The sequence below is a fragment of the Bradyrhizobium sp. MI1.4 genome, assembly GCF_055811315.1.
Window position 1 is genome coordinate 21,462 of the sequence record NZ_JBVVPP010000042.1, and the last position, 22,702, is coordinate 44,163.

Here is a 22,702-nt window from a genome sequence, read left to right on the forward strand (position 1 = left end):
CGACGCGAATGACCCGGAACGGACATCGCCAGGGTCTGGTCGATGTCGCCGGCGCGCCCGGTGTAGTGGCACCCCCATCTGGCCCGAAACTGATCTATCGCAGCGCCCGGCGTGGACCGCTTTGACCAACCATCGACATTGCATTGCCGAGAATTTTGGCTTTAGGCTTGGGCAACGTGTCAGGAGTTGCGCGCATGGGCGGGGACACAGGTAGCCTTTTCTTGTCGGGGGGCGGCGAGATGGGCGCTCTCACAAGAGCGTTTGACTGGTCAAAAACATCGCTCGGCTCGCCGGAAGCGTGGCCGCAAAGTCTTCGGGTCACGGTGCGGCTCGTTCTTACCTCACGCCACCCGATGTTCATTTGGTGGGGACCAGACCTCATCCAGTTCTATAACGATGCGTATCGCGAAACGATGGGTCCCGAGCGGCATCCGAGCGCCTTGGGCGCGGGCGGCCGTGAATGCTGGGATGAAATATGGGACATCATTGGTCCCCAGATTGAATACGTCATGGCAGGTAAGGGGGCGACGTGGCATGAGGATCAATTGGTGCCTGTAACCCGCCACGGTCGGCGCGAGGATGTCTGGTGGACGTACAGCTTCGGTCCAATTGACCTTGAAGATAAAGTCGGCGGCGTACTCGTTGTCTGTAAAGACGTCACCTCCGAGCACATGGCAAGGGAAGCCCTGAAGCTTATCAACGAAGAGCTAAAGCACCGGTTCAAGAACACCTTTGCTGTGCTTGGTGCTGTTGCCAGCCAAACATTTCGTGACGTATCGAGCCGCGCCGATCTTGAAAAGTATAAGGCACGACTTGCCGCGTTCGGACGAGCACACGCCTTGCTGACTGCGGCGAATTGGGCTGCTGCCCCACTTCGAGATGTCGTCAACACGGCCCTGAGCCCTTACAGAATAGGCGAAGGCCGGATTACGACGTCCGGTCCTCCGCTTGTTCTCAGATCGCAACAGGCTCTCGCCCTTTCCTTAGCGGTTCACGAGCTCGCCACCAATGCAGTAAAGTATGGCGCTCTGAGCGTGACAGGCGGCCGGGTGTCCATCGTGTGGTCAACCGAAGATCAGGCGGGTGATCAAAAATTCGTCTTCGTCTGGCAAGAATTCGGCGGTCCATCTGTGTCGGAGCCCGCCGATAAAGGCTTCGGTTCGCAACTCATTTCGGGGGCGCTGGAATACGACTTCAGAGGGTCGGTTGCGGTGTCCTATGAATCGACCGGACTCACTTGCCGCCTCACGGCTCCGCTCGAAAATCTGGAAATGTCACCACAATAGTGGGAGCTTTTACCCGACCCATGTTGACTGCCGCGAGGACGAGGAGCCCCTCACGGGCCCGCCGTCATGTCGTGTCCTGTCCCGTAGCTGACCTGCCGCGCGCAGCCGGTGGAGGACCGCTTGTGACCCATTGGAGACGTCCGCCATATCAGCCCGGCGCTCATTTTTCGATGTGCCGCGACCCGTCCCAGTCGTTCGGAGGTGGTTCTGCTTTGAAGCTTCCGATGCGCTCGATTAGGGCCCTTGCAGGCCCGTCGTCGGGCATCGCTTCAAGCGACGCATTGAACGCAGCAAGCGCATCATCCCATCGCCGGTTGCGATAGTTCGAGAGCCCTTCCAGATACTTGTCCCGCAATACCAGTTGTTGTGGCGTGACATCAGCTCGGCTTCCGAGGATTTCAAAAACGGCCTCGAAACGAGTTTGACCCGCCACCACAATGCGATCGATCTCCCGCGCCTCAAGTGAAGTGCCCACGGCAGCAATAGTTCTTTCGGAAACGAGATTGCGGGTGCCGTACACCTTGTTCGCGCCTTCCAGCCGCGAGGCGAGGTTCACCACATCGCCCATGACGGTGTAGCTCATCATCACGTCGGAGCGGATGCTGCCGACCAGCGCCTCGCCGGTCGCGATCCCGATCCTTAGATCGCATTGCTTCATTGGAGTTGCGCGAACGCCAAGTAGCTCAGGAATCTCCTCGCGCAATTTTCCGATACGTTCGATCATTTCCAGGGAGGCGAGGCATGCAAGGCGGGCATGATCGGCCTCGTCGACGAAAGGTGGGCCCCAATAAGCCATGATGCCGTCGCCGATATACTTGTCGATGATCCCTCGGTTGTTCCGGATTGGTTCGGACATGACCGAAAGGTAGTGGTTCATGACCTTGACGAGACCTTGCGGGGTCATGCCTTCGCTAAGGCTGGTGAAGCCCTTCAAGTCGCAGAACAACACAGTCATCACCCGGCGCTGGCCTTCGGCGGCCGTCAAATTTGGGTGATCGATCAGCCTTCAACGACGCGCGGATCGATGTATTTTCCGAATGTTTCCTTGATGCGTTGGTTGTTGCGCAATTGCACAATCATTCGATTGAAGGCGGCAGCCAGTTGTCCGATTTCGTCAGTCGCCCTTACATCGATTGATTGATCGAGCTGGGCACCTTCAAGCGATAGTCGGACAGAGCGAATGATGCCGCCGCTGACCAGATTGGCGAAGATCAATCGACGATCGCGGCAAGCAGCGTCACGATGGCCGAGGTCAGCGCCACCTGGGTCTGTTTCGACCTCACTTTTGCGATAGCCCCCTCGCTGACGGTCAGCATACTCAATCGAATAGCACTGACCTTCTCATCCAGTCGTCGCGAACAGCGTCTGCTCGCGCAAGGCTGCGTCTCGCCGCTGGAAAGTCTCTCGCCTCAAGGTGTGAAAGTAGCTCTCTGGTCTCCTGCTTCAGCTGGCGGCGAGTATCGTCCAGATTTTCAATCCGGTTGTCGATGCGCGCCAGGGCTGCGTTGTCCGATGGTGTACTTGTGTCTTCAATGATCGAATTGATCAGTGTCCGCGCGGCTTGCGCTTCGCTTTCGACCTCGGCTCCCTTCTCGTTGTAGAGCTCCAAGCGGGCTCTATATCCGAGCACATCGGGCGGCTCCTGCATCTTCGCGATCACCATGCGGCGGAGCCCGAGGCCTCGTTCGAGCGATAGAGTATTGATCCGTGTCAGACGGGGCGTTGATAGGTGCGTAACGTGCAGAGAGCTCATCAAGCAGGTAGCCGACTCGCCTGACCATCGCGATCGATAGGACCGACGTCACGAGCATGAGGATGATCAGTCGACAGCGATTGCTACAATTCGCTGCCGGATTGACTGCTTGATCGTCGATCCGGAGAATTTTTTCAGTCCGTTAAGAGCGAGGATCCGTTGTCTCGTGCTCCGTAGAGGCATATCCGACGTACTCACAGTCGAGCTTCCTTTCGGTCAGCCCCGTCAGGCGGTCCAACTCCATTCATTCTTCAGTCAGGCTGAAATCGAAAGTTTCGGCAGGCGGGTCTTGGTGAACAGCCCCGAACTGGCTCAGCGGCAACTTTATCGTCACCGAAGAGGAGTAAAGGTCTGTGAGTTCGAGTTTGAGCTGTTGGCCGGCTTCCATTTGAGCCGCCACCGTTGGTTCAATTCCACGTGCTGCGATGCAGATGTTGGTGAGACACCAGGTGAAAGGAACCTGGACAGGACTGCCTTGATCTACCGTCACCTTGACTCCCTGCTGCAGATTTGCCCCTTGCGGAACGAACAGCTGCAGGCGAGCGGGACCGTCAGCTCGTTCGATCAGATCGACACGGGCCACGATCTGATCGAGATCGTCCGTGGCGGTTGACGTCGATCGGCATATGTTGGTTCGATCGGATGAGGCGAAACAAAGCTTTTTCCAGGTTGAGAAATGGATGTTCTCAGGCAGCCGCAATCGTGGCGGCTTCGACGGAGGCTCCCGCTGGGCAGAAGGGCCGTTGACTGGCTGCCCAAGCGGCGGAGCGGTCGCTGAATGCTTCTCCAGAAATTGCGATACCAAGGGCGACCAGATCGGCACCGCGCCGGCGAAATCGATCATGAAGTGCCCGTCGGTCCCAAAGGACGGGAGCATACGATAATCGGCATTTCCGCCCGCTTCGACAAAGGCCTGATGCATCCTCATCGTCAATTCCGGACCGAAGTAGCTGTCGTTTTCCGCGTAGATCCAAAGCATCGGTACGCGTGCGGTGCGGCCGAATTCGCTGGTGGCGGCAACGAGCTTGTCGGGAGCACAATTGTTGTTGGGTTTGCCGTCAACTCGGCCTCCGCGTCCCGCTGCAAAGGTAATGATGGCCTGAACTGATGACGGGTTTAGGCTCCCAAGAGCAATCGAGCCCCATCCGCCGCCCGACTGGCCAACGACGATGACCTTACCCGGCTGGATCATCTTCTTCTTGCTCATGTAGTCGATGACCCACTCGTTCAGAGTGGCGATGGCGAGCCCGGGACCACGGAAGTTTGGGTTGTCGCAGCTACCGACGTGGGCAAAGACGGCTCCGTAGAGACCCTGATCTTTATCATCGAGACTGCTGGCCCCGTACCTGATGGGCGAGATGACCACATAACCGCGACGTGCAAACCAACGTGCCGCGTCCCGATACTCGATCGCCGGAAACATCGTCCGCTGGTTGGCTTCCAGCGAAATTCCATGGTTCATAACCACTAGCGGAAACGGACCATCTCCGACCGGCCGTACCAGGAAGGCGAGCACCGGCAGTGGAAACGGCAGCGCCCAAATTTCCTCTTGGATTACTTGTCCCGCAGTTCGGTCATCTGCCGCGGCTGGGGAATGGACTGCCGAGGGGAAAGCCAGCAAAAGAAGAATGGCCAGCAAGTGCTTCAGCATCTTCTTTCTCCGACGATCTGGTCTGGGTCTGACGCTAGGTCTCGGAGGCAGGAATCCGTTGATTTGGATCAAAGCGACCAACCGCAAGTTCCCGACGTCGTGCGGCTTAGTGGCCTAGCAAAAAAAGCGTCGTCGGAAACTCGGATGAGCGTGCACGGCCTTTCATGCGGCTCCTGGCTTTTTGACGGCCTCAGGGCCTGTTTCGAGCTTTAACCCCGCCGCCGCTATCGTCGTTGGTCTGCTTGTGGGCCTGAAGGCGAAGTATCCGGCACGCCGGCAGCTAGGGCCATAGCGGACATCGAGAATACGCGGGCAAATCGGTGCGAATGACCCGAAGCGGAGCACCTTGAAAGTGAGGTCAAGTCATGAATCCGGGCATGAAGCATCGCACGCGCGGATGGCCGTCTATGTAATGCCTCCAGACCATTGTACGGCCGAAGCGGTTTGGTTCTGTGACAACCGCACCGTCAGGTACGAGCACCCATTCGCCGTCGATGAGGACGCGGTAACGGCCCCGACTGGACTCCCAATCGGCATCGGACACTATGTATCCGTCGGCATCAGTACAGCACTTTCCAAATTCGCTCTGCAAGCTTTCAAACCAAGACTTCAGCGGAGAGTGGTCGTATCGGCCATCGTCGCGTGCAAGGACCGGCGTCAGTAGCAACGCTGAACCCAGCAACGATGCCGCAAGTTTCGCTGGAAACATCTGTTTGCCTCCGCGATATTCGCCGGCCGATCCGCTGGCTTGGTGCGGCTTAGGCTGGCAACCCGGAAACTAAATCCGTTGCAACTGCCGCTGACGATCGCTCGATGCTGTGATGGGACAGTTCATTCCCATCCCCACTGAGGTGAGTCCGGAAATTCGAGCGAAGGTTCAAATACGACAACGCTTCAACTAAAGGTCAGTGCAGCTGCTTCTTTGGCCTAGCCTGCCCTTAGCCGACCTCTCAGCTGGCGCCGAGCTTGTCCGCTCATGACGGCGTAGCCGACCAAAGCCCTCACAGACTTAAGGAAATGACCCACGGTGCATGAGTCTGCAGGGCATCTGTTGCGGGTCTCCACAACCGCGTTCGTCAACGACGATTGCGATCTACGGTGCATCGCCTTTGTGGCCTATTCGGCAACTCGCGACAGCTCCGCAAGGAGCTTCAACGCATCATTCAGCACGGCCCGATCCCGCGCTCGTTCAGCGGCCGCATCACCCGTGAATTCGCCATGCGTTCGCGCATTCTGATTTCCCTTCGGCGCGCCTGATCTCCGTGCGCCGCCGTGCATGCGGCAGCGAGACTTGCCGTGCACTGCAGGCGCGCGGCAGGCGAGGCCGCTGCGCGTCCCGGCGCCGCAGCGCGGGCTCGTCCACATCGCGCCGGTGTTGCGGATGTGATCGCCGCTCATGCATTGCTGCCCTGTCTGGATTCGGCCCGTTCGTATTCGCCGGCCTCACGCGGCGGGACCAGTCCTGCGGCTGCCGCAGCGTGCGGCTCCGCGACGATCATGCTGGCGTGCTGGGTCACGTTGCCCACGATCGCCCTGCCGCCGTCCTGCACCGACAAGTTCCGGACCGTGATCGCGCGCTCGCCGTTGTTGCGGTGGCGGCTGAGTGCCTCGATCTGGCTTGCGAAGGTGCGGGCCAGCCGGGTCAGCGCGCGTGTGAGGCTCTCCTGCTGCGGAATGTCGTCGGTGAGGGCGAGGCGGCAGGCAGAGCGCATCGTTGCGGCGTGAACGGACACCATCTGCACTGCGAGCATGGCCTCGATCGAGTCCTTCGGCGCGATGCTCTTCACCAGCGAGATCATGAAGGCGAGATTGGCTTCATCGGGCTTCCGTCCGGTCACGCTGGCCTTCACCAATTGCTTGAGGAGACCATGCAGCGCGTCGCGGTCGGCGGCACCGAGCGCCTCGGCCAGCAGCCGTTCGCCGGCTTGCGGGTCGGCGTGGCGGATCGCAATCCCCCGCTTGTAGAGCTTGATCCGCGGGCTCGCGTCGGGGCCGCTGCGATCGTTTGCCGGCGGCAGCGTGCTGTGGCGTTTGGCAGATGTCGTCATGTGCTGTGTCCTTTGCCCGCGCGGGCTCACTGCGCGCGACATCGATCGCTCGGCTTGCGCGCCTGTGGGATTTTCGGGATGTTGATGAAGGGCTTACGCGCAATCGCCGCGCGACGCCCCGTGGTCGGGCGGCGTGGACGCTGACGATTGTTGCAATGATGGCATTCTGCCGGTGTTTTGCCCGACGTGTCAAACGAAGATTGCGAAGCGCGCAATCCTCGTTCGTGCAAATCCTCGTTCGTGCAAGTCCTTGATCTCGCAAGCGTCGGCTACTGTGCATGGGGTTGTTTTTGCGTTTTTTGTTTCGAACCGGCTCCGACCTGCCGCGCGACGGAATGCCGGCCTGCAAACGCGATTGCGAAATCCGGCGCGGCCGCTCATCATGATCCGCGAATGCGCCGCGACCTGCAAAAGCGGCGAGAACTTCTGGGGAGAGAACGAATGCAACGAACGCTTCGCCTGCTGGCGATCGTCGCCGGATTGTGCGTGACGACGGAGGCCTTCGCGCAAAAATATCCGGTGCGGCCGGTCAAGATCATGGTCGGCTTCAGCGCGGGCGGCCCGGTCGACGTCGTCGCGCGCATCGTCGCCGATCGGCTGAGCAACAAGCTCGGACAAGCTTTCGTGGTCGAGAACCGCGCCGGCGCCAACGGCATGATCGCGGCCGAAGGCGTCGCGCGTGCGGAAGGCGACGGCTACACGATGCTGGCCTGCAACTCCTCCACCATCACGCTCAACAAGACGCTGTTCAAGGATATCCGCTACGACCCGGAAAAGGACTTCGCGCCGCTCACCACCGTCGTGTCGGCGCCGCTCGTGCTGGTGGTCAATCCGGAGAATCCCAGGACGGCCAACATCAACACCGTCGCGGATCTCGTCGCCGCGGCAAAGGCTGCGCCCGGCGCGCTTGCCTACGGCTCGGGCGGCAACGGCAACCTTGCCCATCTCGCCATGGAGCTGCTCAGCGAGAGGGCCGGCGTCAAGATGATCCACGTGCCCTATCGCGGTGGTGCTGCGTCCGAGGTCGGTATCCTCGCGCAGGAGGTCATGGCAGTGTTCGATCCCTTGTCCGCCGTGCCGCTGGTGAAGGCCGGCAAGCTGCGCGCGCTCGCGGTGTCCTCCGCCGAGCGGCTGCCGGCGTTGCCTGATGTGCCGAGCGTCGCGGAAGCCGGCTATCCAGGCTTCGACATCTCGTTCTGGGTCGGCTTCTTCATGCCGAAGGCAACCCCCGCGCCGACGCTCGAGATGCTGCACCGGGAGATCGTCGCCGCAGCCAACGATCCGCTGTTACGGGAGCGGCTGGAGACGCAGGGCGTCGTCAGCGTGCTGAGTTCGGCCGACTACGCCGCCAAGATCGCGAAGGAGATCAAGGAACTCGCCGAAGTGGTGGCGGCGGCGAACATCAAGGCGGAGTAGGGCGTCTGCTTGGCGTGCTGCCGGCCACCTGAGCCAGCCGCTCGAGCAGCGGGCGCTGTCCTGCGTTGATCTTCTCGTGCGCTGCTGCGAGCGTGAACCATTCGGCACGATCGACCTCCGGGAAGGTCTGACGTTTGCCGCTGCGTGGCGGCCATTCCATCTCGAATGTGTTGCTGCGAATGCTGCGCAAATCGACGTCGAACTCGGCCGCGAACGCGGTGACGATCTTGCCGCCGCGCTGCCTGACCTGGCCAATCGAAGTCAGCGGCGTGGACAGCTCAAGCCCAAGCTCCTCGGCAAACTCCCGTCGCGCGGCGGTTTCTGCGTCTTCGTCTGCGTACTCGCCCTTCGGAATCGACCATGCCCCGAGGTCCTTGTTGCGCCAGAACGGTCCTCCGGGATGAACGAGCAGAACCTCGAGCTCCCCACGTTTGCGATAGGCAATGATCCCGGCGCTTTTCGATGGCATCGCAGGTTCCGTTCAGGCGGCGCATTCGGCCGGGAAAAAGTGGAACAGACGCTTTTAGCGCAGGTTAATAGCCAACGCTTTGACCGAACAAGGGAGTGAACCATGATCCGCCTGTTGGCAACGACCGCCTTAGGGCTGGTGCTGGCGAACGCCGCCTTTGCGCAATCGCCAAGCAGCAACACCAAGTCTGAGCAAACGCCGCAATCCCAGTCCAATTCCGCAGCTCCGTCCAACACGTCGCCGTCTGGCGCGGCACAAACACAGCAGTCGCGATCGCAGCCGCAGCAATCATCAACGCCCGGAGCGTCGACACAGAATACCCAGGCGACCACTCCGTCTTCCGGATCGGCCAATTCCGGCTCCGGGACCAACGCCACCAACAGCGCGGACACGTCCTCGCGGCCGCCCAGTGGTACGGCAAACTCCAACGCGGCCGGTAACCAGCCCGCCTCGCAGCAGAGCGCCAATCCGCCGGCGGCGAACTCGAACCAGACGCAGGATCGCTCCAACCCTCCGTCGAACAATACCAATCAGGCGCAGCAGGCGCCTGGTTCATCTGGTACCAACCAGGCCCAGCAATCGCCAAACACGCCGAGCAGCAATCAGGCGCAAGACCAGCGGACCGGTGCCAATTCACAGGCCGCCGCCCGCACTGACGTCAACCTCAACAAGCAGCAGGAGACCAAGATCAGCGCGTCCATCTCGCATCTCAACGTGCGGCCGCTGACCAGCGTCAATTTCTCGCTCAACGTCGGCACGGTGGTGCCGCGCGATGTCCAGCTATCGACGCTGCCACCCGATGTGGTCGAGATCGTGCCGCAATATCGCGGCTACAGCTTTGCGCTGGTGAAGGATGAAATCGTCGTGGTCGATCCGGCGACATACAAGATCGTAACCGTGCTGCCGTACTCGGGACAATCCACCGCGACAACGACGACCACGCGTGAGCGCAGCGCCAGCAAGTTTTCGGATCGCGATCGCGAAGTGATCCGCAAGCATGCGAAGACCCGCACCGAGGGACGGAGCGAACGACAGACCACCGGCAGCACCGCGCGGTCCGAAATCCATGTTGGTGACCGCGTTCCCGAGAGTGTCGAGGTCGAGGAATTCCCGAGCACCGTCTATCGGGACGCGCCCGACCTGCGCGAGTACCGCTACATCCACCGCGATACGCGGACCTATGTCGTCGAGCCCCGCGAACGCCGCATCATCGAGGAGATCGACTAGTTCGCGGCCACTGGAAGCCGCTCCATCGAGCGGCTTCCGGATTTGCGCATCAGCCCGAAGATCGTTCGCGCGCTGCAAAACGGATGGCGCGGGCCTTCGCGCTCTTTCCCGCCGCACGCGCGGCGATCATGCTGCGTGCCTTGCCGTGGGTGTTCTTCCGGATCAGAGACGCGAGCCGCTTGCGTGCGTGGCTGGCGGTCAATCGCGCCGCCAGTTGCTCGGCCTTGCGAATGATGGTGGCGACCGAGGGCGTCAGGTTCACCGGAACCCAGGCGACGTCCTTCGTCTTGGACAGGCTGCCGATGCCCTCGCAGGGTGCTTCGCGCGGCAGGTCGATCCGGATCGCGAGGGCTTCCGCGCGTTCGGTCCAGTCCTCGGCCCTGGTGCCGGTGATGATGCGGACATAGTCGCGTGTCTCACGCGGCAGCTCGCTCTCTTTGGCGAGCCATTTCTGGATTCGGCCGGGACCTGCGTTGTAGGCGGCTGCGGCAAGGCCGAGATTGCCGAAATCGTCGCGCAGCTTGCGCAGGAACTTGGCCGATGCCGGCAGCGCCTTCATCGCATCGAACGGATCATCTAGCCCGACCTCCGCTGCCGTTTCCGGCATGAACTGCGCGACGCCCTGCGCGCCGGCCTGGCTGACCTCGTTGGACTTGAAGCGGCTCTCCTGCCAGATCAAACGCGCGAAGAACGGCACGGGAATGCCGCTGGCTTCGGCAGCTCCGCGAAGCGCGTGGCAGAAGCGTTCCGTCGGCGAAACCGGCGCCTGCGCGACGGGTTCGACCGTATCCGGCGGCTCGGGGGTCTCCTCATAGGCCGCACGCGCATTGGCGAGCTCGAGGGCCTGCACGCTTGCAAGGAACAGCTCGACCACCGGAACAAGTGACGAGGCCTGAGTGTTTTGAAGAACGGCGTGATCGAAAGCTGATGGTTGGCGGGACGCCGACGGATCGAAGTCGCACATCAGAATCATGAACGCGGCGCACGCCGCGACGACAAATCGCATTGCTGGAGCAACCTCGAACTGTGGGTGAACGGCCAGCGATGCGCCGGCGATAAGGAGTTATTAACCGAGCGATTGCGGCAAAGCTGCGGTCTCGTCGGTTCCCACGGTGTTACTACGGTGTTCCGCGGGAAACTCTCTTCTCCGCGATTTTGCGGGGTGGGCGAATTGGGACGAGCGAGATGATGCGGTGGATGCTTGGCGCGGTGATTTCGCTGGCGGCGATCTCTTCGGCGCTTGCGCGCAATCTCGATGCGGCAGCGGTAAACGATGCTGCGCGTCCCGCAAAGCAACCTGCTAGCGACAAGCTCAACGCCGCGATCGTGAAGCTTCAGATTCTGCTCGACCGTGCGCGGTTCTCGCCCGGGGAGATCGACGGCAAGCTCGGAGAGAACGCGCAGAAGGCACTGAAAGCATTCGCCGAGCAGAACGGCGTTGCATCGGATAAAACGATCGCGCCCGAGCTTTGGGACAAGTTGAACGCCGCGAGCGAAGGCGCCGTCCTCGTCGAATACAAGATCACGGACGCGGATGTGAAGGGCCCGTTTCTGAAGGAGCTGCCCGGCAAGCTTGATGACATGAAGCCGCTGAAGGCGCTGAGCTACACCAGCCCGCTCGAAGGGCTTGCCGAGAAATTCCACATGAGCGCCGATCTGCTCAAGGCGCTCAACCCGGCCTTCGACAAGGTGGGAGCGACCATCGTCGTTGCAAACGTTCCGGCGCGGCGAGAGCTTCCGAACATCGCGCGGCTCGACGTCGACAAAAGGAACGGGACGCTGAAAGCATTCGACCAGGGCGCCACCCTGATCGCGTTCTATCCCGCGTCAATCGGAAGTCCGGATCGTCCGACGCCGAGCGGTACGCTCAAGGTCACCAGCACCCACGAGAATCCGGTTTATCACTACAACCCTGACTACAAGTTCAGAAGCGTCAAATCGAAACAGCCGTTCGATGTTCAGCCGGGCCCGAACAATCCGGTGGGAGCATACTGGATCGGCTTGTCCGCACAGGGGTACGGCATCCACGGAACGGCGGAGCCCGACAGGGTCAGCAAGTCCGCGTCGCATGGCTGCGTCAGGTTGACCAATTGGGACGTGCGCGCGCTGGGCGAGCACGTCAAGCGCGGCACACCGGTGGTCTTTCTGGATGCGCCGACGGACTCCTCGTCCGAGCAGCGGCGGAAGTCCGGCGGTAGGCGCGCCTCGAACTAGTCTTTGGGAAAGTCCTTGCGCATCGCGATTTCGGCGGCATCACCGGGCGACAGCACGGTCTGGTCGAACGCTGCTTGCCCTCGTCATGATATCGTAGAGCGAGATGCCCTTGATGGCTTGCCCATGAGCTCGCGGACGCAGTCGGCGAGCGTGCCGTTGTAGACGGGATAGGGCGGACCTCGATCCTTTTGCCTCTGGCCCTTCAGCGACGGTCACTTCTTCAGTTCGGCCGGCGCGTCATAGGCGACCGGCGATATCTCTTTGAACATGCGCTTGGCCCTGAAGGCGCGGGTAGCCCCGAAGCCTGGGGCCGCCCTGTAAACGCTCGTTGAAGAATTAGTTCAAATCAGCCGGCAACAAAGGCGAGCAGGGTGCCGTTCGCCTTGGCCGGCGGCACGCAGATCGCAGGTCCGCTGCGCACGGCTGCCGAACCAAGCGCCTTGTCGGTGGCAGCGAGATCGCCGCTGACAAGCACCAGGGCAGCGCCACCGCGTTCGGAAAGACCCGCGAGCGGCACGCCGGGATAACGTTTGCCGAGCTGCTCCAGCGTCAAGTAAACGAATTCGGCACGATCGCCACCGGAGGGCACGGTCACTGCGCCGTCGGCTTCAGCCTTCGGCTCGCGGTCGATCAGCTGTCCCAGATCCGCGGCTTCCTTCGCGGGCTCGGGCGTCGCGATCAATGTCTGCTTGATCCGCTTGGCCGCATTGGCGTGCTTCATCAGCTCGGGAATCCACACCGTCTCTGGCGTCTTGTGCTGGCAGGCAAAAATGCGCACGCCGCCGGGCGCTTCTGCGGTCGGCCACATGAAGGTGCGGAATTTCGCCGCCGAGATCGTGCCATCAGGCAGCGTCACGGGCCGTTCGAAATCGGTCGGGCCGATCGGCTCCAGGCCACGCGCGCGGATTTCCTCCGCGCCGGCGGTGGAATCGACCGCTGTGAAGGCGATGCGCTCGATGCCTTCGCCGCGCTGGTCGAGGAAGGCACGCGCCGGCGCGTTGTGCTCGGTCGCCGCGAGCACGCCGAGCAGCTCCATATAATCCGGGTCGAACATGATCGTGTAGTTGCCGGTGCCCATATGTGCGCTGTGGGTGCCGCGCGGCGAGATGGTGAAGCCGAGCTGCCGGTAGTTTTCGGCGGCTTTGTCGAGGTCCTGCACCATGACCACGGCGTGGTCGATACCGATGACGTTCTTGAGGGCCACTGTTCTTTCCCCGAGTGCAAACTGACTGGACCGCCGTCGGCGGCCGCAAATCCTGTCTACGCCGGATAGGCGGTCAAGTCATTTTCAAATCGGTGGGACATGCGGAAATTTCATTCCGTGAAGCGCGATATCTGACACTTGATGGCGTCAGCGCGCCTGCTCGATATAGGCGGCGAGGATGGCGCGCTCCTCGCTGGTCATTTCGGTGATGTTGCCCGGCGGCATTGCATTGGACCAGGCGGCGACGCGGCCGATCAGGCGGATGTTGCGATGGATGTGCTCGGGCGCGTCCAGCAATATGCCCTTCGGCGCGGTGACGATGCCGGCCCAGACCGGTTCGGCGGCGTGGCACATGCTGCAGCGGGACATCACGATCTCCTCGACATTGGCAAGCGTCGGCTGCGCCGACAGCGCGCTTGTCTTGACCTCGCGCGGGCCGGCCGCCGAGAGGAACAGGATCGCGATCACGCCGACCGCTGCGACGCCCCACACCCACCACGGCGATTTGCGCCCGGCGTGCCGCTCGTTGAAGAAATGGCGGATCACGGGGCCGAGCGCCAGGATGATTGCGACGATGATCCAGTTGAAGCGGGTGGCATAGAGCAGGGGATAGTGGTTGCTGATCATCAACACGACGACAGGCAGCGTCAGATAGTTGTTGTGGACCGAGCGCTCCTTGCTGGTCTTGCCGAGCTTCGGATCGGGCGCCTGCCCTGCGAGAAGGGCGGCTACGATCTTCTTCTGGTTCGGGATGATCAGCGCGAAGACGTTGGCAACCATGATGGTGCCGATGATCGCCCCGATCTGGTTGAAGGCACCGCGCCCGCTCAGCACGTGGGTGAAAGCATAGGTCAACGCGACCAGGAACAGATAGCCGCCGATCGCGAAGGGCAGCTCGCGCTGCGCCAGCCCGGTACGGCAGGCGCCTTCATAGAGCAGCCACGCCAGCGCGAGGCTGCAGAGGCTGAACAGGCCGGCCTGGAATGGCGTGAGATCGAGGATCGACTTGTCGACCAGGAACAAATCGGCCTCGAGATAATACACCACCACCATCAGCGCGAAGCCGGACAGCCAAGTGGTGTAGGCCTCCCATTTGAACCAGGTCAGCTCGTCCGGCATCTGCGCGGGCGCGACCAGATATTTCATGATCCGGTAGAAGCCGCCGCCATGGACCTGCCAGGCCTCGCCCTGGACGCCCTCCGGCAGCTTGCTGTCAGGCCTGAGGCTGAGGTCGAGGGCGATGAAATAGAAGGAACTGCCGATCCAGGCAATCGCGGCGACCACGTGCAGCCAGCGGAGCAGCAGGCTCGCCCATTCCGATATGATGGATCCCCACATGATCACCCCAACGGATGCGACTCCAATGCCGCAGCTTCATGACCGCTACCGGCGGTGCCGCCCTTACAATGTGTCGCACCGATCAGCCGCATTTTCCAGTACGATGGGCTGCGGCTGATGCACATCGTGCGGGCATGAGCTGACGTGGGATTCGGCAGGCATTTGACCTGTCGCAGAACGTTTGCGCGTCGATCGGCGTTGATGCGCAATACGTGAAGGCCGGGAGGAAACGATTTGAAGAACAGGATTTCATTCGCGGCGATGTCCGCGGGATGGCTGGCCGCGGTCGCGACCTGCGCACAGGCTGAGGCGGTGCTGCAAGGCAAGGACGCCTACGGCGATTGGCAGGCCGACAAGCCCGGCACGGTCAGGTTGATCCGGCCGCAGGATCTGGTCAGGCCCGGCGCCACGCGGTCGGTTGCGAGTTCGTCGCGCGTGGTGCCGCGCCCGTCGGAGGGGGCGCTTCAGGTACCGGCCGGCTTCAAGATCGAGCTGTTCGCCGAGGGCCTGCGCGCCCCGCGCATCGTGCGCGTGGCGCCGAACGGCGATGTCTTCGTCGCCGAGACGCGCGCGGGCAACATCCGCGTGTTGCGCGCCGGCGATGGCGGCAAGGCCGCGACCAACGAGGTCTTCGCTGCCGGAATGAGGCAGCCGTTCGGCATCGCCTTCTTCCCGAACGGCGACAATCCGCAATGGGTCTACGTCGCCAACACCGACAGCGTCGTCCGCTTTCCCTATCAGGCCGGCGATCTCAAGGCGCGCGGCAAGGCGGAGACGATCGTGGCAAGCCTGCCCCATGACGGCGGTCATTCCACCCGCGACATCGTCTTTACGCCCGACAACAAGCGCATGCTGGTGTCGGTCGGCTCGCTCAGCAACGTCGCCGAGGGCATGGGCACGCCGCCAGGTGGCCTGGAAGCCTGGTCGAAAGCGCAACCGCTCGGTGCGGCCTGGGCCAGCGAGACCGAACGCGCCACCGTGCTCGCCTTCACCCCCGAGGGCAAGGAGCGGAAGATCTACGCCAGCGGCATCCGCAACTGCGTCGGACTTGCGATCCAGCCGCAGACCGGGCTGCCCTGGTGCTCGACCAACGAACGCGACGGGCTCGGCGACGATCTCGTGCCTGACTACGTCACCAGCGTGAAGGAAGGCGCGTTCTACGGCTGGCCGTGGTTCTATATCGGCGGCAACGAAGACCCGCGTCACGCCGGAGCGCGGCCGGACCTCAAGGGCAAGGTGACGGTGCCCGATGTGCTGGTGCAGCCGCACTCGGCCTCGCTCGGCATGGCCTTCTATCAGGGGACGCAGTTTCCGTCAGAGTATCAGGGCGATGCTTTCGCGGCCGAGCACGGCTCCTGGAACCGGTCGAAGCGCACCGGCTACAAGGTGATCCGCATCCGGATGAAGGACGGCAAGCCGACCGGCGAGTACGAGGATTTCGTCACGGGGTTTGTGGTGAGCGATACCGAGGTGTGGGGGCGGCCGGTCGGTATGGCCGTGGCAAAGGACGGGGCGCTGCTGGTGTCGGAGGACGGCAACGGGACGATCTGGCGGGTGACAAGCGTGCCGCGATGAAGGTGTACCCTCGCCCCTTGCGGGAGAGGGTGGCTCGCCGCGCAGCGGCGGGACGAGTGAGGGTTCTATCGGCGAACTCCTCTGCGTGTGCGGAGAGAAACCCCTCATCCGGCGCCTCGCGCCACCTTCTCCCGCAAGGGGAGAAGGAAGAGCAGCGTGCTTAGGATGTCTACCCCCGTCTCACACTCGCTCCGCCATCCACCGGCAACGTCACACCGGTGATGAAATTCGCCTCGTCCGAGGCCAGGAACAGCGCGGCATTCGCGACGTCCCACCCCGTGCCCATCTTCTTGCGCAGCGGCACCTTGCTGTCGCGCTCGGCTTCGACTTCGGCGCGGGTCTTGTGCCATTCGCGGGCCCGGGTGTCGACGGCCATCGGCGTGTTCATCAGGCCCGGCAGGATGACGTTGGCGCGGATGCCGTATTCCGCATTCTGGTAGGCGAGCTGTTCGGTGAAGGCGATCATCGCCGATTTCGTCGCCTTGTAGGCGACGTAAGGGTAGGTGGTGATCGCCGCCATCGAGGAGATGTTGATGATCACGCCGCTTCCTTGCGCGCGCATGATCGGGATCACCTCTTTCGCCGCCAGAATGCAGCTCTTCAGATTGATCGCGACGACGCGGTCGAACGCCTCCTCGGTGATTTGCAGCAGCTCGGCGTCGCCGCCGGACAGGCTGACGCCCACATTGTTGTGCAGCACGTCGATCCGGCCCCAGCGCGCCTGTGCCTCCGCGACCATTGCCTTGATGTCGGCAGACTTTGTGACGTCGGCCCTGAACGCCGCTGCCGTGCCATGCTGCGCGGCGATCATGGCCGCGGTTTCCTGCGCTGATTCCAGATGATGATCGACGCACAACACCTTGGCGCCCTCGCGCGCGAAGGTCAGCGCCGTGGCGCGGCCGTTGCCCATGCCTTCGCCCGGGCTTTGCCCGGCGCCCACAACGACCGCAACCTTGTCCTTCAAGCGCATGTTAGTTCACTCCCGGAATCGGGTACTGCTGGAGTACCTCTTTGTAATATGGCTCGTTGTCGATCTTCATGGTGGCGAGCACGCGCACCACGCCGCAATAGAAGGCGATGGTCAGCACGAGGTCGACCATATGTTCGTCCGAGAGATGCTGCTTGATCTCGGCAAAGGTCACATCCGAGATCGCGAGTTCGCGCACCATCTCGCGGGCACCTTTCAGGATCGCCTTGGCCTGTGGCTCGAGCGTCGAGGGCCTACCGTCGGTCTCCGCCATCAGGCCGGCGATGTCATCGTCGGTGACGCCGAACTCCGTGCCGATCTTCACGTGATGAGTGAACTCGTATTCCGACTTCTCCATCCAGCCGACCTGGAGGATCGCAAGCTCCCGCAGGCGCGGGTCGAGTTTGCTCTTGAAGCGGATGTAGCCGCCGATGCCGTTGAAGGCGCGCGCCATATCCGGCGAATTGATCAGCAGCTTGTGCAGATTGGTGTTGCGCTTGAGCATGTCGCGATATTCGGGCGCGACCTGGTCGGCCTCGAGATAGGGCAGGCGAGCCATCCCTGATGTTCCTTTCAGTGTTCTTGTGATTCACGTTCGGGGGCTTGTAGCGTCACGCCGCCGTCGACCACCAGCACCTGGCCGGTGATGTAGCGCGCAAAATTGCTGAGCAGGAATTTGACGGCATGGCCGACGTCCCAGCCGGTGCCTTCCGTTTTCAGCAAGGATGCCTTTTCCCGCTGGACGCGAGCCTGCTCACTCATGCCGCGGGCATAGACCATCGGCGTGTACATCGGCCCGGGACAGATGCAGTTGACGCGGATGTTCTCGCGGCCGTGATCGACCGCCATCGCGCGGGTGAGACCGATGATGGCGGCCTTCGAGGTCGTATAGCTCGTGAGCCCGCGTGGCCGCAGCGCCGAGATCGAGGAGATGTTGACGATCGCACCGCCCTGCGCGGTCCGGATCATCGCAGGGATCGCGTGCTTGGAGAGCAGGAACATGCTCTCGACATTGACCTGCATGACGCGGCGATATTGCTCGGGCGCTTCGTCGACCACGCTGCCGCGGCTCCCGATGCCGACATTGTTGTCGAGGAAATCGAGCCGGCCCCAGCGGTCGAGCGCGGCTTCGACCAGTGTCTTGCAATCGCTCTCCCTGGTGACGTCACCGCCATGCGCCGCGGCCGTGCCGCCTTCGGCTGCGATCATCTCCACGGTGCGTTCGGCGAGCTTGAGATCGCGATCGGCCACCAGCACTTTGGCGCCGGCGCGAGCCAGTAGAATTGCGGCGGCGCGGCCGTTGCCTATGCCGTCGCCCGCAGCGCCCCCGCCGCTGACCAGCGCCACCTTGCCGGCGAGACCGGGATCGTCCTCGGGCCCCTGCATGTCGTTTCATCCCAAATATTTTCGTGCAGTCTAGCAATCGCGCGGAGCGGCGAGAAGGGCCGGCTCCCGCTTTCATGTCATTGACATCGCATGGAATTGCATGCCGCCGCGCGAGAAGGGCGAACGATCGACCGCGCCGTTAGGAACCGATCTCACGCAATCGCGTTTGTTGCGGAGCCTTTCCCGCGCTAGGCTCTGCCCCGGGGCTTTCCAACCGTCATTGGCCTGCCGATGAATCTGCTCGATCCACAAGGGCCTGTGGCTGCGGCCAACAGCACCATCCTGGTCGATTCCGTCTTCATCATGCTCGCGATCGTGGTGCCGACCATTTTCGCGATTTTGGCCTTTGCGTTCTGGTTTCGCGCCTCGAATCCCAAAGCAAAGTTTCAGCCCGACTTCGTCTATTCCGGGCGCGTCGAGATGGTGGTGTGGGCGATCCCCGCGCTCACGGTGATCCTGCTCGGCGGCGTCGCCTGGATCGGCTCGCACCAGCTCGATCCCGCGGCACCCGTGCCCGGCACCGGCAGCCCGGTTCGCATCCAGGCCGTCTCGCTCGATTGGAAATGGCTCTTCATCTACCCGGACCAGCGCATCGCCACCGTCAATACGCTGACGGTGCCGGCAGGCGCCGAGCTGAATTTCCAGCTGACGTCCTCGAGCGTGATGAACACCTTCTTCATCCCGCAGCTCGGCAGCATGATCTACACCATGAACGGCATGGTGACGAAGCTGAACCTACGCGCCGACAACGAAGGCAAGCTGCAGGGACTGTCGGCGCATTTTTCCGGCGACGGATTTCCGGACATGATGTTCGACGTCAACGTGGTCTCGCCGCTCGCCTTTCCGGACTGGGTCGCGACCACGGCGAAGAGCGATGCTGTCCTCAATGAGGACAGCTACAAGAAGCTGATGCAGCAGGGCGTCGAAAAGGGCAGGCCAAGCTACAGGCTCGACGATCCCCGACTGTTCGACCTGATCGCGACCCAGCACATTCCGCCGGGACCGGGGCCGGAGCTCGCATCCGAAGCAGGCCGGTCGCACAGTGGAGGCCATGATGCTCGGTAAGCTCGATTGGTCGGCCATTCCGTTCGATCAGCCGATACCGCTGATCGCAGGCGCCGTGGTGTTGGTCGGGATTCTCGGCGTGCTGGCCTGGGTCGTGGTGAAGGGGCATCTGCCCTATCTCTGGCACGAGTGGATCACCAGCGTCGACCACAAGCGGATCGGCGTGATGTACATCCTGCTGGCCTCGGTGATGCTGCTGCGCGGCGGCAGCGACGCCATCATGATGCGGATTCAGCAGGCGGTCGCCTACCAGTCGCAAGGCTATCTGCCGCCGGAGCACTACAACCAGATATTCTCCGCGCACGGCACCATCATGATCTTTTTCGTGGCGATGCCGTTCGTGATCGGACTGATGAATCTCATCGTGCCGCTCCAGCTTGGCGTACGAGATGTCGCTTTCCCGACGCTCAATTCGGTCGGCTTCTGGCTGACCGCGACCGGTGCGCTGCTGGTCAATCTCTCGCTCGTGATCGGCGAGTTCGCCCGCACCGGCTGGCTCGCCTTTCCGCCGCTGTCGGAACTGTCCTACTCGCCGGGCGTCGGCGTCGATTATTACGCATGGTCGCTGCAGATCTCCGGCGTCGGCACGTTGGTGGCCGGCATCAATCTCGTGACGACGGTGCTGAAGCTGCGCACCAAAGGCATGAACTATCTGCGCATGCCGATGTTCTGCTGGACCACACTGGCCTCGAACCTCCTGATCGTCGCGGCTTTCCCGATTTTGACCGCCACCCTCGCGATGCTGCTGCTCGACCGCTATCTCGGCTTCCACTTCTTTACCAATGAGGCCGGCGGCAATGTCATGATGTTCATGAACCTGATCTGGGCCTGGGGGCATCCCGAGGTCTACATCCTAGTTCTGCCGGCCTTCGGCATCTTCTCCGAGGTGGTCTCGACCTTCTCCGGCAAGGCGCTGTTTGGCTATCGCTCGATGGTGCTGGCGACCATGGCGATCTGCGTCATCTCCTTCATGGTCTGGCTGCATCACTTCTTCACGATGGGAGCGGGTCCCGACGTCAACGCTATCTTCGGCATTGCCAGCATGATCATCGCGATACCGACGGGAGTGAAGATCTACAACTGGCTGTTCACGATGTATGGCGGACGCATCCGCTTCGAGACGCCGATGCTGTGGTCGATAGGCTTCATGGTCACCTTCATCATCGGCGGATTGACGGGCGTGCTGGTCGCGGTGCCGCCGGCCGATTTCATTCTCCACAACAGCATGTTTCTGGTCGCGCACTTCCACAACGTCATCATCGGCGGCGTGCTGTTCGGCGCCTTCGCCGGCTTCGAGTACTGGTTCCCGAAGGCGTTCGGCTTTCGCCTCAACGACCGCTGGGGCAAGCTCGCATTCTGGTTCACTTTCCTCGGCTTCTACGTCACCTTCATCCCGCTCTACGTCGCCGGCATGCTGGGCATGACACGGCGCATGCAGCACTATGACGTCGCGGCGTGGCGGCCATGGATGCTGGTTGCAGCGGTCGGCATGGCCGTGCTGACGATCGGCGTGATCTGCCAGATCGTGCAACTCGTGGTCAGCATCCGCAACCGCGAGGCCCTGCGCGACCGCACTGGCGATCCCTGGGACGGCCGCTCGCTGGAATGGGCGACGTCGTCGCCGCCACCCGTTTTCAACTTCGCTTTCAATCCCGATGTGCGCGGCGAGGATGCCTATTGGGACATGAAGGCTCATGCCAAGCAGCAATCGCTCGATCATGATGCGCCCGAGTATCATGACATCGAGATGCCCAGGAACTCGCCGACCGGGTTCGTCTGCGCGTTCTTCGCCACCGTCATGGGCTTTGCGCTGATCTGGCACATCTGGTGGATGGTGATTTTGGGCGGTATCGGTGCGTTCGCGACATTCGTCGTGTTCGCCTGGCGCGACCATGACGAATACGTCATTCCGGCCGAGGAGGTCGCGGCGATAGACCGCGTCAACCTCGAGGAGCGGCGCAGCCTCGTCAGCATGGCGGGGACAGTCTGATGTCAATGACCGCGACCGCCGGCCGAGCGCACGCCGATCCCCATCACATCGGCCTCGTTATCGAGCATCCCGGGCCGGCGCCGAAGCGCATCGTGACCGCCTATGGCTTCTGGATCTTCCTGCTCTCCGACATCGTGATGTTCTCCTGCTTCTTTGCGGCCTACGCGGTGCTGGCCGACCAGACCGCCGGCGGCCCGAAGGGTTCGGAGATATTCGAGCCGCGAAACGTCGCGATCGAGACGGTCTGCCTGCTGCTGTCAAGCTTCACGTGTGGCATGGCGAGCATCGCGGCCGATGTGCGCAACCGGCTGTGGTTCTATCTCGGGATGGCCGTGACGTGTTTGCTCGGCCTCATCTTTCTGGTCATTGAGTTTCGCGAATTCGCTGATCTCGTTGCCCGCGGCTATGGCCCATCGCGCAGCGCTTTCCTGACCTCGTTCTTCTCCCTCGTCGGCTGCCATGGCCTCCACGTCTCCGCCGGCATATTGTGGCTGCTCACCATGATGGCCCAGGTCTTCGCAAAAGGTTTTCGTGCCGACGTGCTGCGCCGGATGATGTGCTTTGCGCTGTTCTGGCACGCGCTCGACATCGTCTGGGTCGGAGTTTTCTCCGTCGTCTATTTGCTTGGGAGTGGCGTATGAGCGATCAGACGCATATGCCGGCCGGCCATGATCTTGCGCCGGGCGATGAGGAGCAACACAGTGTCGGGACGCGCATCCTCGGCTACGTGGTCGGTCTTGTTCTCGCGTTGCTGCTGACGGCGACGTCGTTCTTCATCGCGGGCACGGATCTGGTCTGGCAGCCTTCGATTCCCGTCGCGCTGATCGTGCTGGCGATCGCGCAAATGGGCGTGCATCTCGTGTTCTTCCTGCACATCACCACCGGCCCCGATAATACCAACAACGTGCTGGCGCTCGCCTTCGGGCTGCTGGTGGTGTTCCTGGTGGTCGGTGGCACCGTCTGGATCATGGCGCATCTGAACGCGAACATGCCGGCCATGGATCAGATCATGCCGATGCGCCGCTAGCGCATTGTGCAAAAAAGAAGAGCCGCTTGTTGTGACAAGCGGCCCAAGTCTAGGGAGGAAACGCCCGAGCAAAGCAATCGGGCCGG

23 protein-coding genes are annotated in these 22,702 nt (G+C 62.2%); 9 read left to right on the top strand and 14 right to left on the bottom strand.

Features of this window, described 5'->3' with window-relative positions:
• Positions 1-194 precede the first annotated feature (194 nt).
• Positions 195-1,286, top strand: coding sequence for a sensor histidine kinase (locus AC0L23_RS30310; protein WP_085362216.1), 1,092 nt, complete (start codon positions 195-197; stop codon positions 1,284-1,286).
• Between the two features lie 160 nt (positions 1,287-1,446).
• Here AC0L23_RS30310 and AC0L23_RS30315 read toward each other — a convergent pair whose 3' ends face one another.
• The 7 genes from AC0L23_RS30315 to AC0L23_RS30345 form a co-directional block, all read right to left on the bottom strand.
• Positions 1,447-2,271, bottom strand: coding sequence for an adenylate/guanylate cyclase domain-containing protein (locus tag AC0L23_RS30315; protein ID WP_338014059.1), 825 nt, complete (start codon positions 2,269-2,271; stop codon positions 1,447-1,449).
• A gap of 14 nt (positions 2,272-2,285) precedes the next feature.
• On the bottom strand, positions 2,286-2,501 hold the full coding sequence (locus tag AC0L23_RS30320; protein ID WP_338014060.1) for a HAMP domain-containing protein: 216 nt from the start codon (positions 2,499-2,501) through the stop codon (positions 2,286-2,288).
• Between the two features lie 103 nt (positions 2,502-2,604).
• On the bottom strand, positions 2,605-2,949 hold the full coding sequence (locus AC0L23_RS30325; RefSeq protein ID WP_085362217.1) for a hypothetical protein: 345 nt from the start codon (positions 2,947-2,949) through the stop codon (positions 2,605-2,607).
• A gap of 334 nt (positions 2,950-3,283) precedes the next feature.
• On the bottom strand, positions 3,284-4,690 hold the full coding sequence (locus AC0L23_RS30330; RefSeq protein WP_085362218.1) for an invasion associated locus B family protein: 1,407 nt from the start codon (positions 4,688-4,690) through the stop codon (positions 3,284-3,286).
• A gap of 358 nt (positions 4,691-5,048) precedes the next feature.
• Positions 5,049-5,399, bottom strand: coding sequence for a hypothetical protein (locus AC0L23_RS30335; RefSeq protein WP_039799972.1), 351 nt, complete (start codon positions 5,397-5,399; stop codon positions 5,049-5,051).
• Positions 5,400-5,806: 407 nt separating this feature from the next.
• Positions 5,807-6,088: an HGGxSTG domain-containing protein gene (locus AC0L23_RS30340; RefSeq protein ID WP_085362219.1), complete on the bottom strand. Its 282-nt coding sequence runs from the start codon at positions 6,086-6,088 to the stop codon at positions 5,807-5,809.
• Positions 6,085-6,738, bottom strand: a complete 654-nt coding sequence (locus AC0L23_RS30345) for a hypothetical protein (RefSeq protein ID WP_085362220.1) — start codon at positions 6,736-6,738, stop codon at positions 6,085-6,087. The genes AC0L23_RS30340 and AC0L23_RS30345 overlap by 4 nt, the downstream gene beginning before the upstream one ends.
• Positions 6,739-7,179: 441 nt before the next feature.
• On the opposite strand from AC0L23_RS30345, the gene AC0L23_RS30350 reads away from it, so the two are divergent.
• On the top strand, positions 7,180-8,154 hold the full coding sequence (locus AC0L23_RS30350; RefSeq protein WP_085362221.1) for a Bug family tripartite tricarboxylate transporter substrate binding protein: 975 nt from the start codon (positions 7,180-7,182) through the stop codon (positions 8,152-8,154).
• On the opposite strand, the gene AC0L23_RS30355 is transcribed toward AC0L23_RS30350, so the two are convergent.
• A complete protein-coding gene (locus AC0L23_RS30355) occupies positions 8,141-8,623 on the bottom strand; it encodes an NUDIX hydrolase (RefSeq protein ID WP_018457185.1) in 483 nt (160 codons plus the stop codon). The genes AC0L23_RS30350 and AC0L23_RS30355 overlap by 14 nt on opposite strands.
• A 102-nt stretch (positions 8,624-8,725) precedes the next feature.
• Here AC0L23_RS30355 and AC0L23_RS30360 point away from each other — a divergent pair, with 102 nt between their 5' ends.
• Positions 8,726-9,850: a DUF1236 domain-containing protein gene (locus AC0L23_RS30360; protein WP_018457184.1), complete on the top strand. Its 1,125-nt coding sequence runs from the start codon at positions 8,726-8,728 to the stop codon at positions 9,848-9,850.
• Between the two features lie 49 nt (positions 9,851-9,899).
• Here the strand turns inward: AC0L23_RS30360 and AC0L23_RS30365 are convergent, their stop codons facing one another.
• A complete protein-coding gene (locus AC0L23_RS30365; protein ID WP_018457183.1) occupies positions 9,900-10,856 on the bottom strand; it encodes a lytic transglycosylase domain-containing protein in 957 nt (318 codons plus the stop codon).
• A gap of 179 nt (positions 10,857-11,035) precedes the next feature.
• On the opposite strand from AC0L23_RS30365, the gene AC0L23_RS30370 reads away from it, so the two are divergent.
• Positions 11,036-12,064, top strand: coding sequence for a L,D-transpeptidase family protein (locus tag AC0L23_RS30370; RefSeq protein WP_085362222.1), 1,029 nt, complete (start codon positions 11,036-11,038; stop codon positions 12,062-12,064).
• A gap of 346 nt (positions 12,065-12,410) precedes the next feature.
• Here the strand turns inward: AC0L23_RS30370 and AC0L23_RS30375 are convergent, their stop codons facing one another.
• Together AC0L23_RS30375 and AC0L23_RS30380 are read right to left on the bottom strand one after the other, a co-directional pair.
• Entirely contained in the window at positions 12,411-13,268 is an 858-nt protein-coding gene (locus AC0L23_RS30375) for a VOC family protein (RefSeq protein ID WP_085362223.1), read from the bottom strand.
• Positions 13,269-13,415: 147 nt separating this feature from the next.
• Positions 13,416-14,606, bottom strand: coding sequence for a urate hydroxylase PuuD (locus AC0L23_RS30380; protein ID WP_085362224.1), 1,191 nt, complete (start codon positions 14,604-14,606; stop codon positions 13,416-13,418).
• Positions 14,607-14,840: 234 nt separating this feature from the next.
• Here AC0L23_RS30380 and AC0L23_RS30385 point away from each other — a divergent pair, with 234 nt between their 5' ends.
• Positions 14,841-16,181, top strand: coding sequence for a PQQ-dependent sugar dehydrogenase (locus tag AC0L23_RS30385; RefSeq protein ID WP_085362225.1), 1,341 nt, complete (start codon positions 14,841-14,843; stop codon positions 16,179-16,181).
• 169 nt (positions 16,182-16,350) lie between these two features.
• Here the strand turns inward: AC0L23_RS30385 and AC0L23_RS30390 are convergent, their stop codons facing one another.
• Genes AC0L23_RS30390 through AC0L23_RS30400 form a run of 3 tightly spaced genes read right to left on the bottom strand, consistent with a single transcriptional unit; the run spans position 16,351 to position 18,534 of the window.
• Complete coding sequence (locus tag AC0L23_RS30390) at positions 16,351-17,151, bottom strand: SDR family NAD(P)-dependent oxidoreductase (protein ID WP_085352069.1); 801 nt, start codon at positions 17,149-17,151, stop codon at positions 16,351-16,353.
• Position 17,152: 1 nt separating this feature from the next.
• Positions 17,153-17,707 (bottom strand): carboxymuconolactone decarboxylase family protein, encoded by a 555-nt coding sequence (locus tag AC0L23_RS30395; RefSeq protein WP_085362226.1) that lies wholly within the window; start codon positions 17,705-17,707, stop codon positions 17,153-17,155.
• A gap of 14 nt (positions 17,708-17,721) precedes the next feature.
• Positions 17,722-18,534, bottom strand: coding sequence for an SDR family NAD(P)-dependent oxidoreductase (locus tag AC0L23_RS30400; protein WP_085352071.1), 813 nt, complete (start codon positions 18,532-18,534; stop codon positions 17,722-17,724).
• A 231-nt stretch (positions 18,535-18,765) separates the two neighbouring features.
• On the opposite strand from AC0L23_RS30400, the gene AC0L23_RS30405 reads away from it, so the two are divergent.
• The 4 genes from AC0L23_RS30405 to cyoD are packed head-to-tail and all read left to right on the top strand — an operon-like array spanning position 18,766 to position 22,616.
• A complete protein-coding gene (locus AC0L23_RS30405) occupies positions 18,766-19,599 on the top strand; it encodes a cytochrome ubiquinol oxidase subunit II family protein (protein WP_018457175.1) in 834 nt (277 codons plus the stop codon).
• Entirely contained in the window at positions 19,589-21,589 is a 2,001-nt protein-coding gene (gene cyoB, locus AC0L23_RS30410) for a cytochrome o ubiquinol oxidase subunit I (RefSeq protein WP_085362444.1), read from the top strand. The genes AC0L23_RS30405 and cyoB overlap by 11 nt, the downstream gene beginning before the upstream one ends.
• On the top strand, positions 21,589-22,230 hold the full coding sequence (locus tag AC0L23_RS30415) for a cytochrome (ubi)quinol oxidase subunit III (protein WP_018457173.1): 642 nt from the start codon (positions 21,589-21,591) through the stop codon (positions 22,228-22,230). Before cyoB ends, AC0L23_RS30415 begins: the two co-directional genes overlap by 1 nt.
• Entirely contained in the window at positions 22,227-22,616 is a 390-nt protein-coding gene (gene cyoD / locus AC0L23_RS30420) for a cytochrome o ubiquinol oxidase subunit IV (protein WP_018457172.1), read from the top strand. The genes AC0L23_RS30415 and cyoD overlap by 4 nt, the downstream gene beginning before the upstream one ends.
• Positions 22,617-22,702: the final 86 nt, after the last annotated feature.

Excerpts from the sequence above, each read along its gene's own strand:
- AC0L23_RS30310 (WP_085362216.1), top strand. The coding sequence starts at position 195 with ATGGGCGGGGACACAGGTAGCCTTTTCTTGTCGGGGGGCGGCGAGATG.
- AC0L23_RS30325 (WP_085362217.1), bottom strand. The coding sequence starts at position 2,949 with ATGGTGATCGCGAAGATGCAGGAGCCGCCCGATGTGCTCGGATATAGA.
- AC0L23_RS30330 (WP_085362218.1), bottom strand. The coding sequence starts at position 4,690 with ATGCTGAAGCACTTGCTGGCCATTCTTCTTTTGCTGGCTTTCCCCTCG.
- AC0L23_RS30335 (WP_039799972.1), bottom strand. The coding sequence starts at position 5,399 with ATGTTTCCAGCGAAACTTGCGGCATCGTTGCTGGGTTCAGCGTTGCTA.
- AC0L23_RS30340 (WP_085362219.1), bottom strand. The coding sequence starts at position 6,088 with ATGAGCGGCGATCACATCCGCAACACCGGCGCGATGTGGACGAGCCCG.
- AC0L23_RS30345 (WP_085362220.1), bottom strand. The coding sequence starts at position 6,738 with ATGACGACATCTGCCAAACGCCACAGCACGCTGCCGCCGGCAAACGAT.
- AC0L23_RS30350 (WP_085362221.1), top strand. The coding sequence starts at position 7,180 with ATGCAACGAACGCTTCGCCTGCTGGCGATCGTCGCCGGATTGTGCGTG.
- AC0L23_RS30355 (WP_018457185.1), bottom strand. The coding sequence starts at position 8,623 with ATGCCATCGAAAAGCGCCGGGATCATTGCCTATCGCAAACGTGGGGAG.
- AC0L23_RS30360 (WP_018457184.1), top strand. The coding sequence starts at position 8,726 with ATGATCCGCCTGTTGGCAACGACCGCCTTAGGGCTGGTGCTGGCGAAC.
- AC0L23_RS30365 (WP_018457183.1), bottom strand. The coding sequence starts at position 10,856 with ATGCGATTTGTCGTCGCGGCGTGCGCCGCGTTCATGATTCTGATGTGC.
- AC0L23_RS30370 (WP_085362222.1), top strand. The coding sequence starts at position 11,036 with ATGATGCGGTGGATGCTTGGCGCGGTGATTTCGCTGGCGGCGATCTCT.
- AC0L23_RS30380 (WP_085362224.1), bottom strand. The coding sequence starts at position 14,606 with ATGTGGGGATCCATCATATCGGAATGGGCGAGCCTGCTGCTCCGCTGG.
- AC0L23_RS30390 (WP_085352069.1), bottom strand. The coding sequence starts at position 17,151 with ATGCGCTTGAAGGACAAGGTTGCGGTCGTTGTGGGCGCCGGGCAAAGC.
- AC0L23_RS30395 (WP_085362226.1), bottom strand. The coding sequence starts at position 17,707 with ATGGCTCGCCTGCCCTATCTCGAGGCCGACCAGGTCGCGCCCGAATAT.
- AC0L23_RS30400 (WP_085352071.1), bottom strand. The coding sequence starts at position 18,534 with ATGCAGGGGCCCGAGGACGATCCCGGTCTCGCCGGCAAGGTGGCGCTG.
- AC0L23_RS30405 (WP_018457175.1), top strand. The coding sequence starts at position 18,766 with ATGAATCTGCTCGATCCACAAGGGCCTGTGGCTGCGGCCAACAGCACC.
- cyoB (WP_085362444.1), top strand. The coding sequence starts at position 19,589 with ATGCTCGGTAAGCTCGATTGGTCGGCCATTCCGTTCGATCAGCCGATA.
- AC0L23_RS30415 (WP_018457173.1), top strand. The coding sequence starts at position 21,589 with ATGTCAATGACCGCGACCGCCGGCCGAGCGCACGCCGATCCCCATCAC.
- cyoD (WP_018457172.1), top strand. The coding sequence starts at position 22,227 with ATGAGCGATCAGACGCATATGCCGGCCGGCCATGATCTTGCGCCGGGC.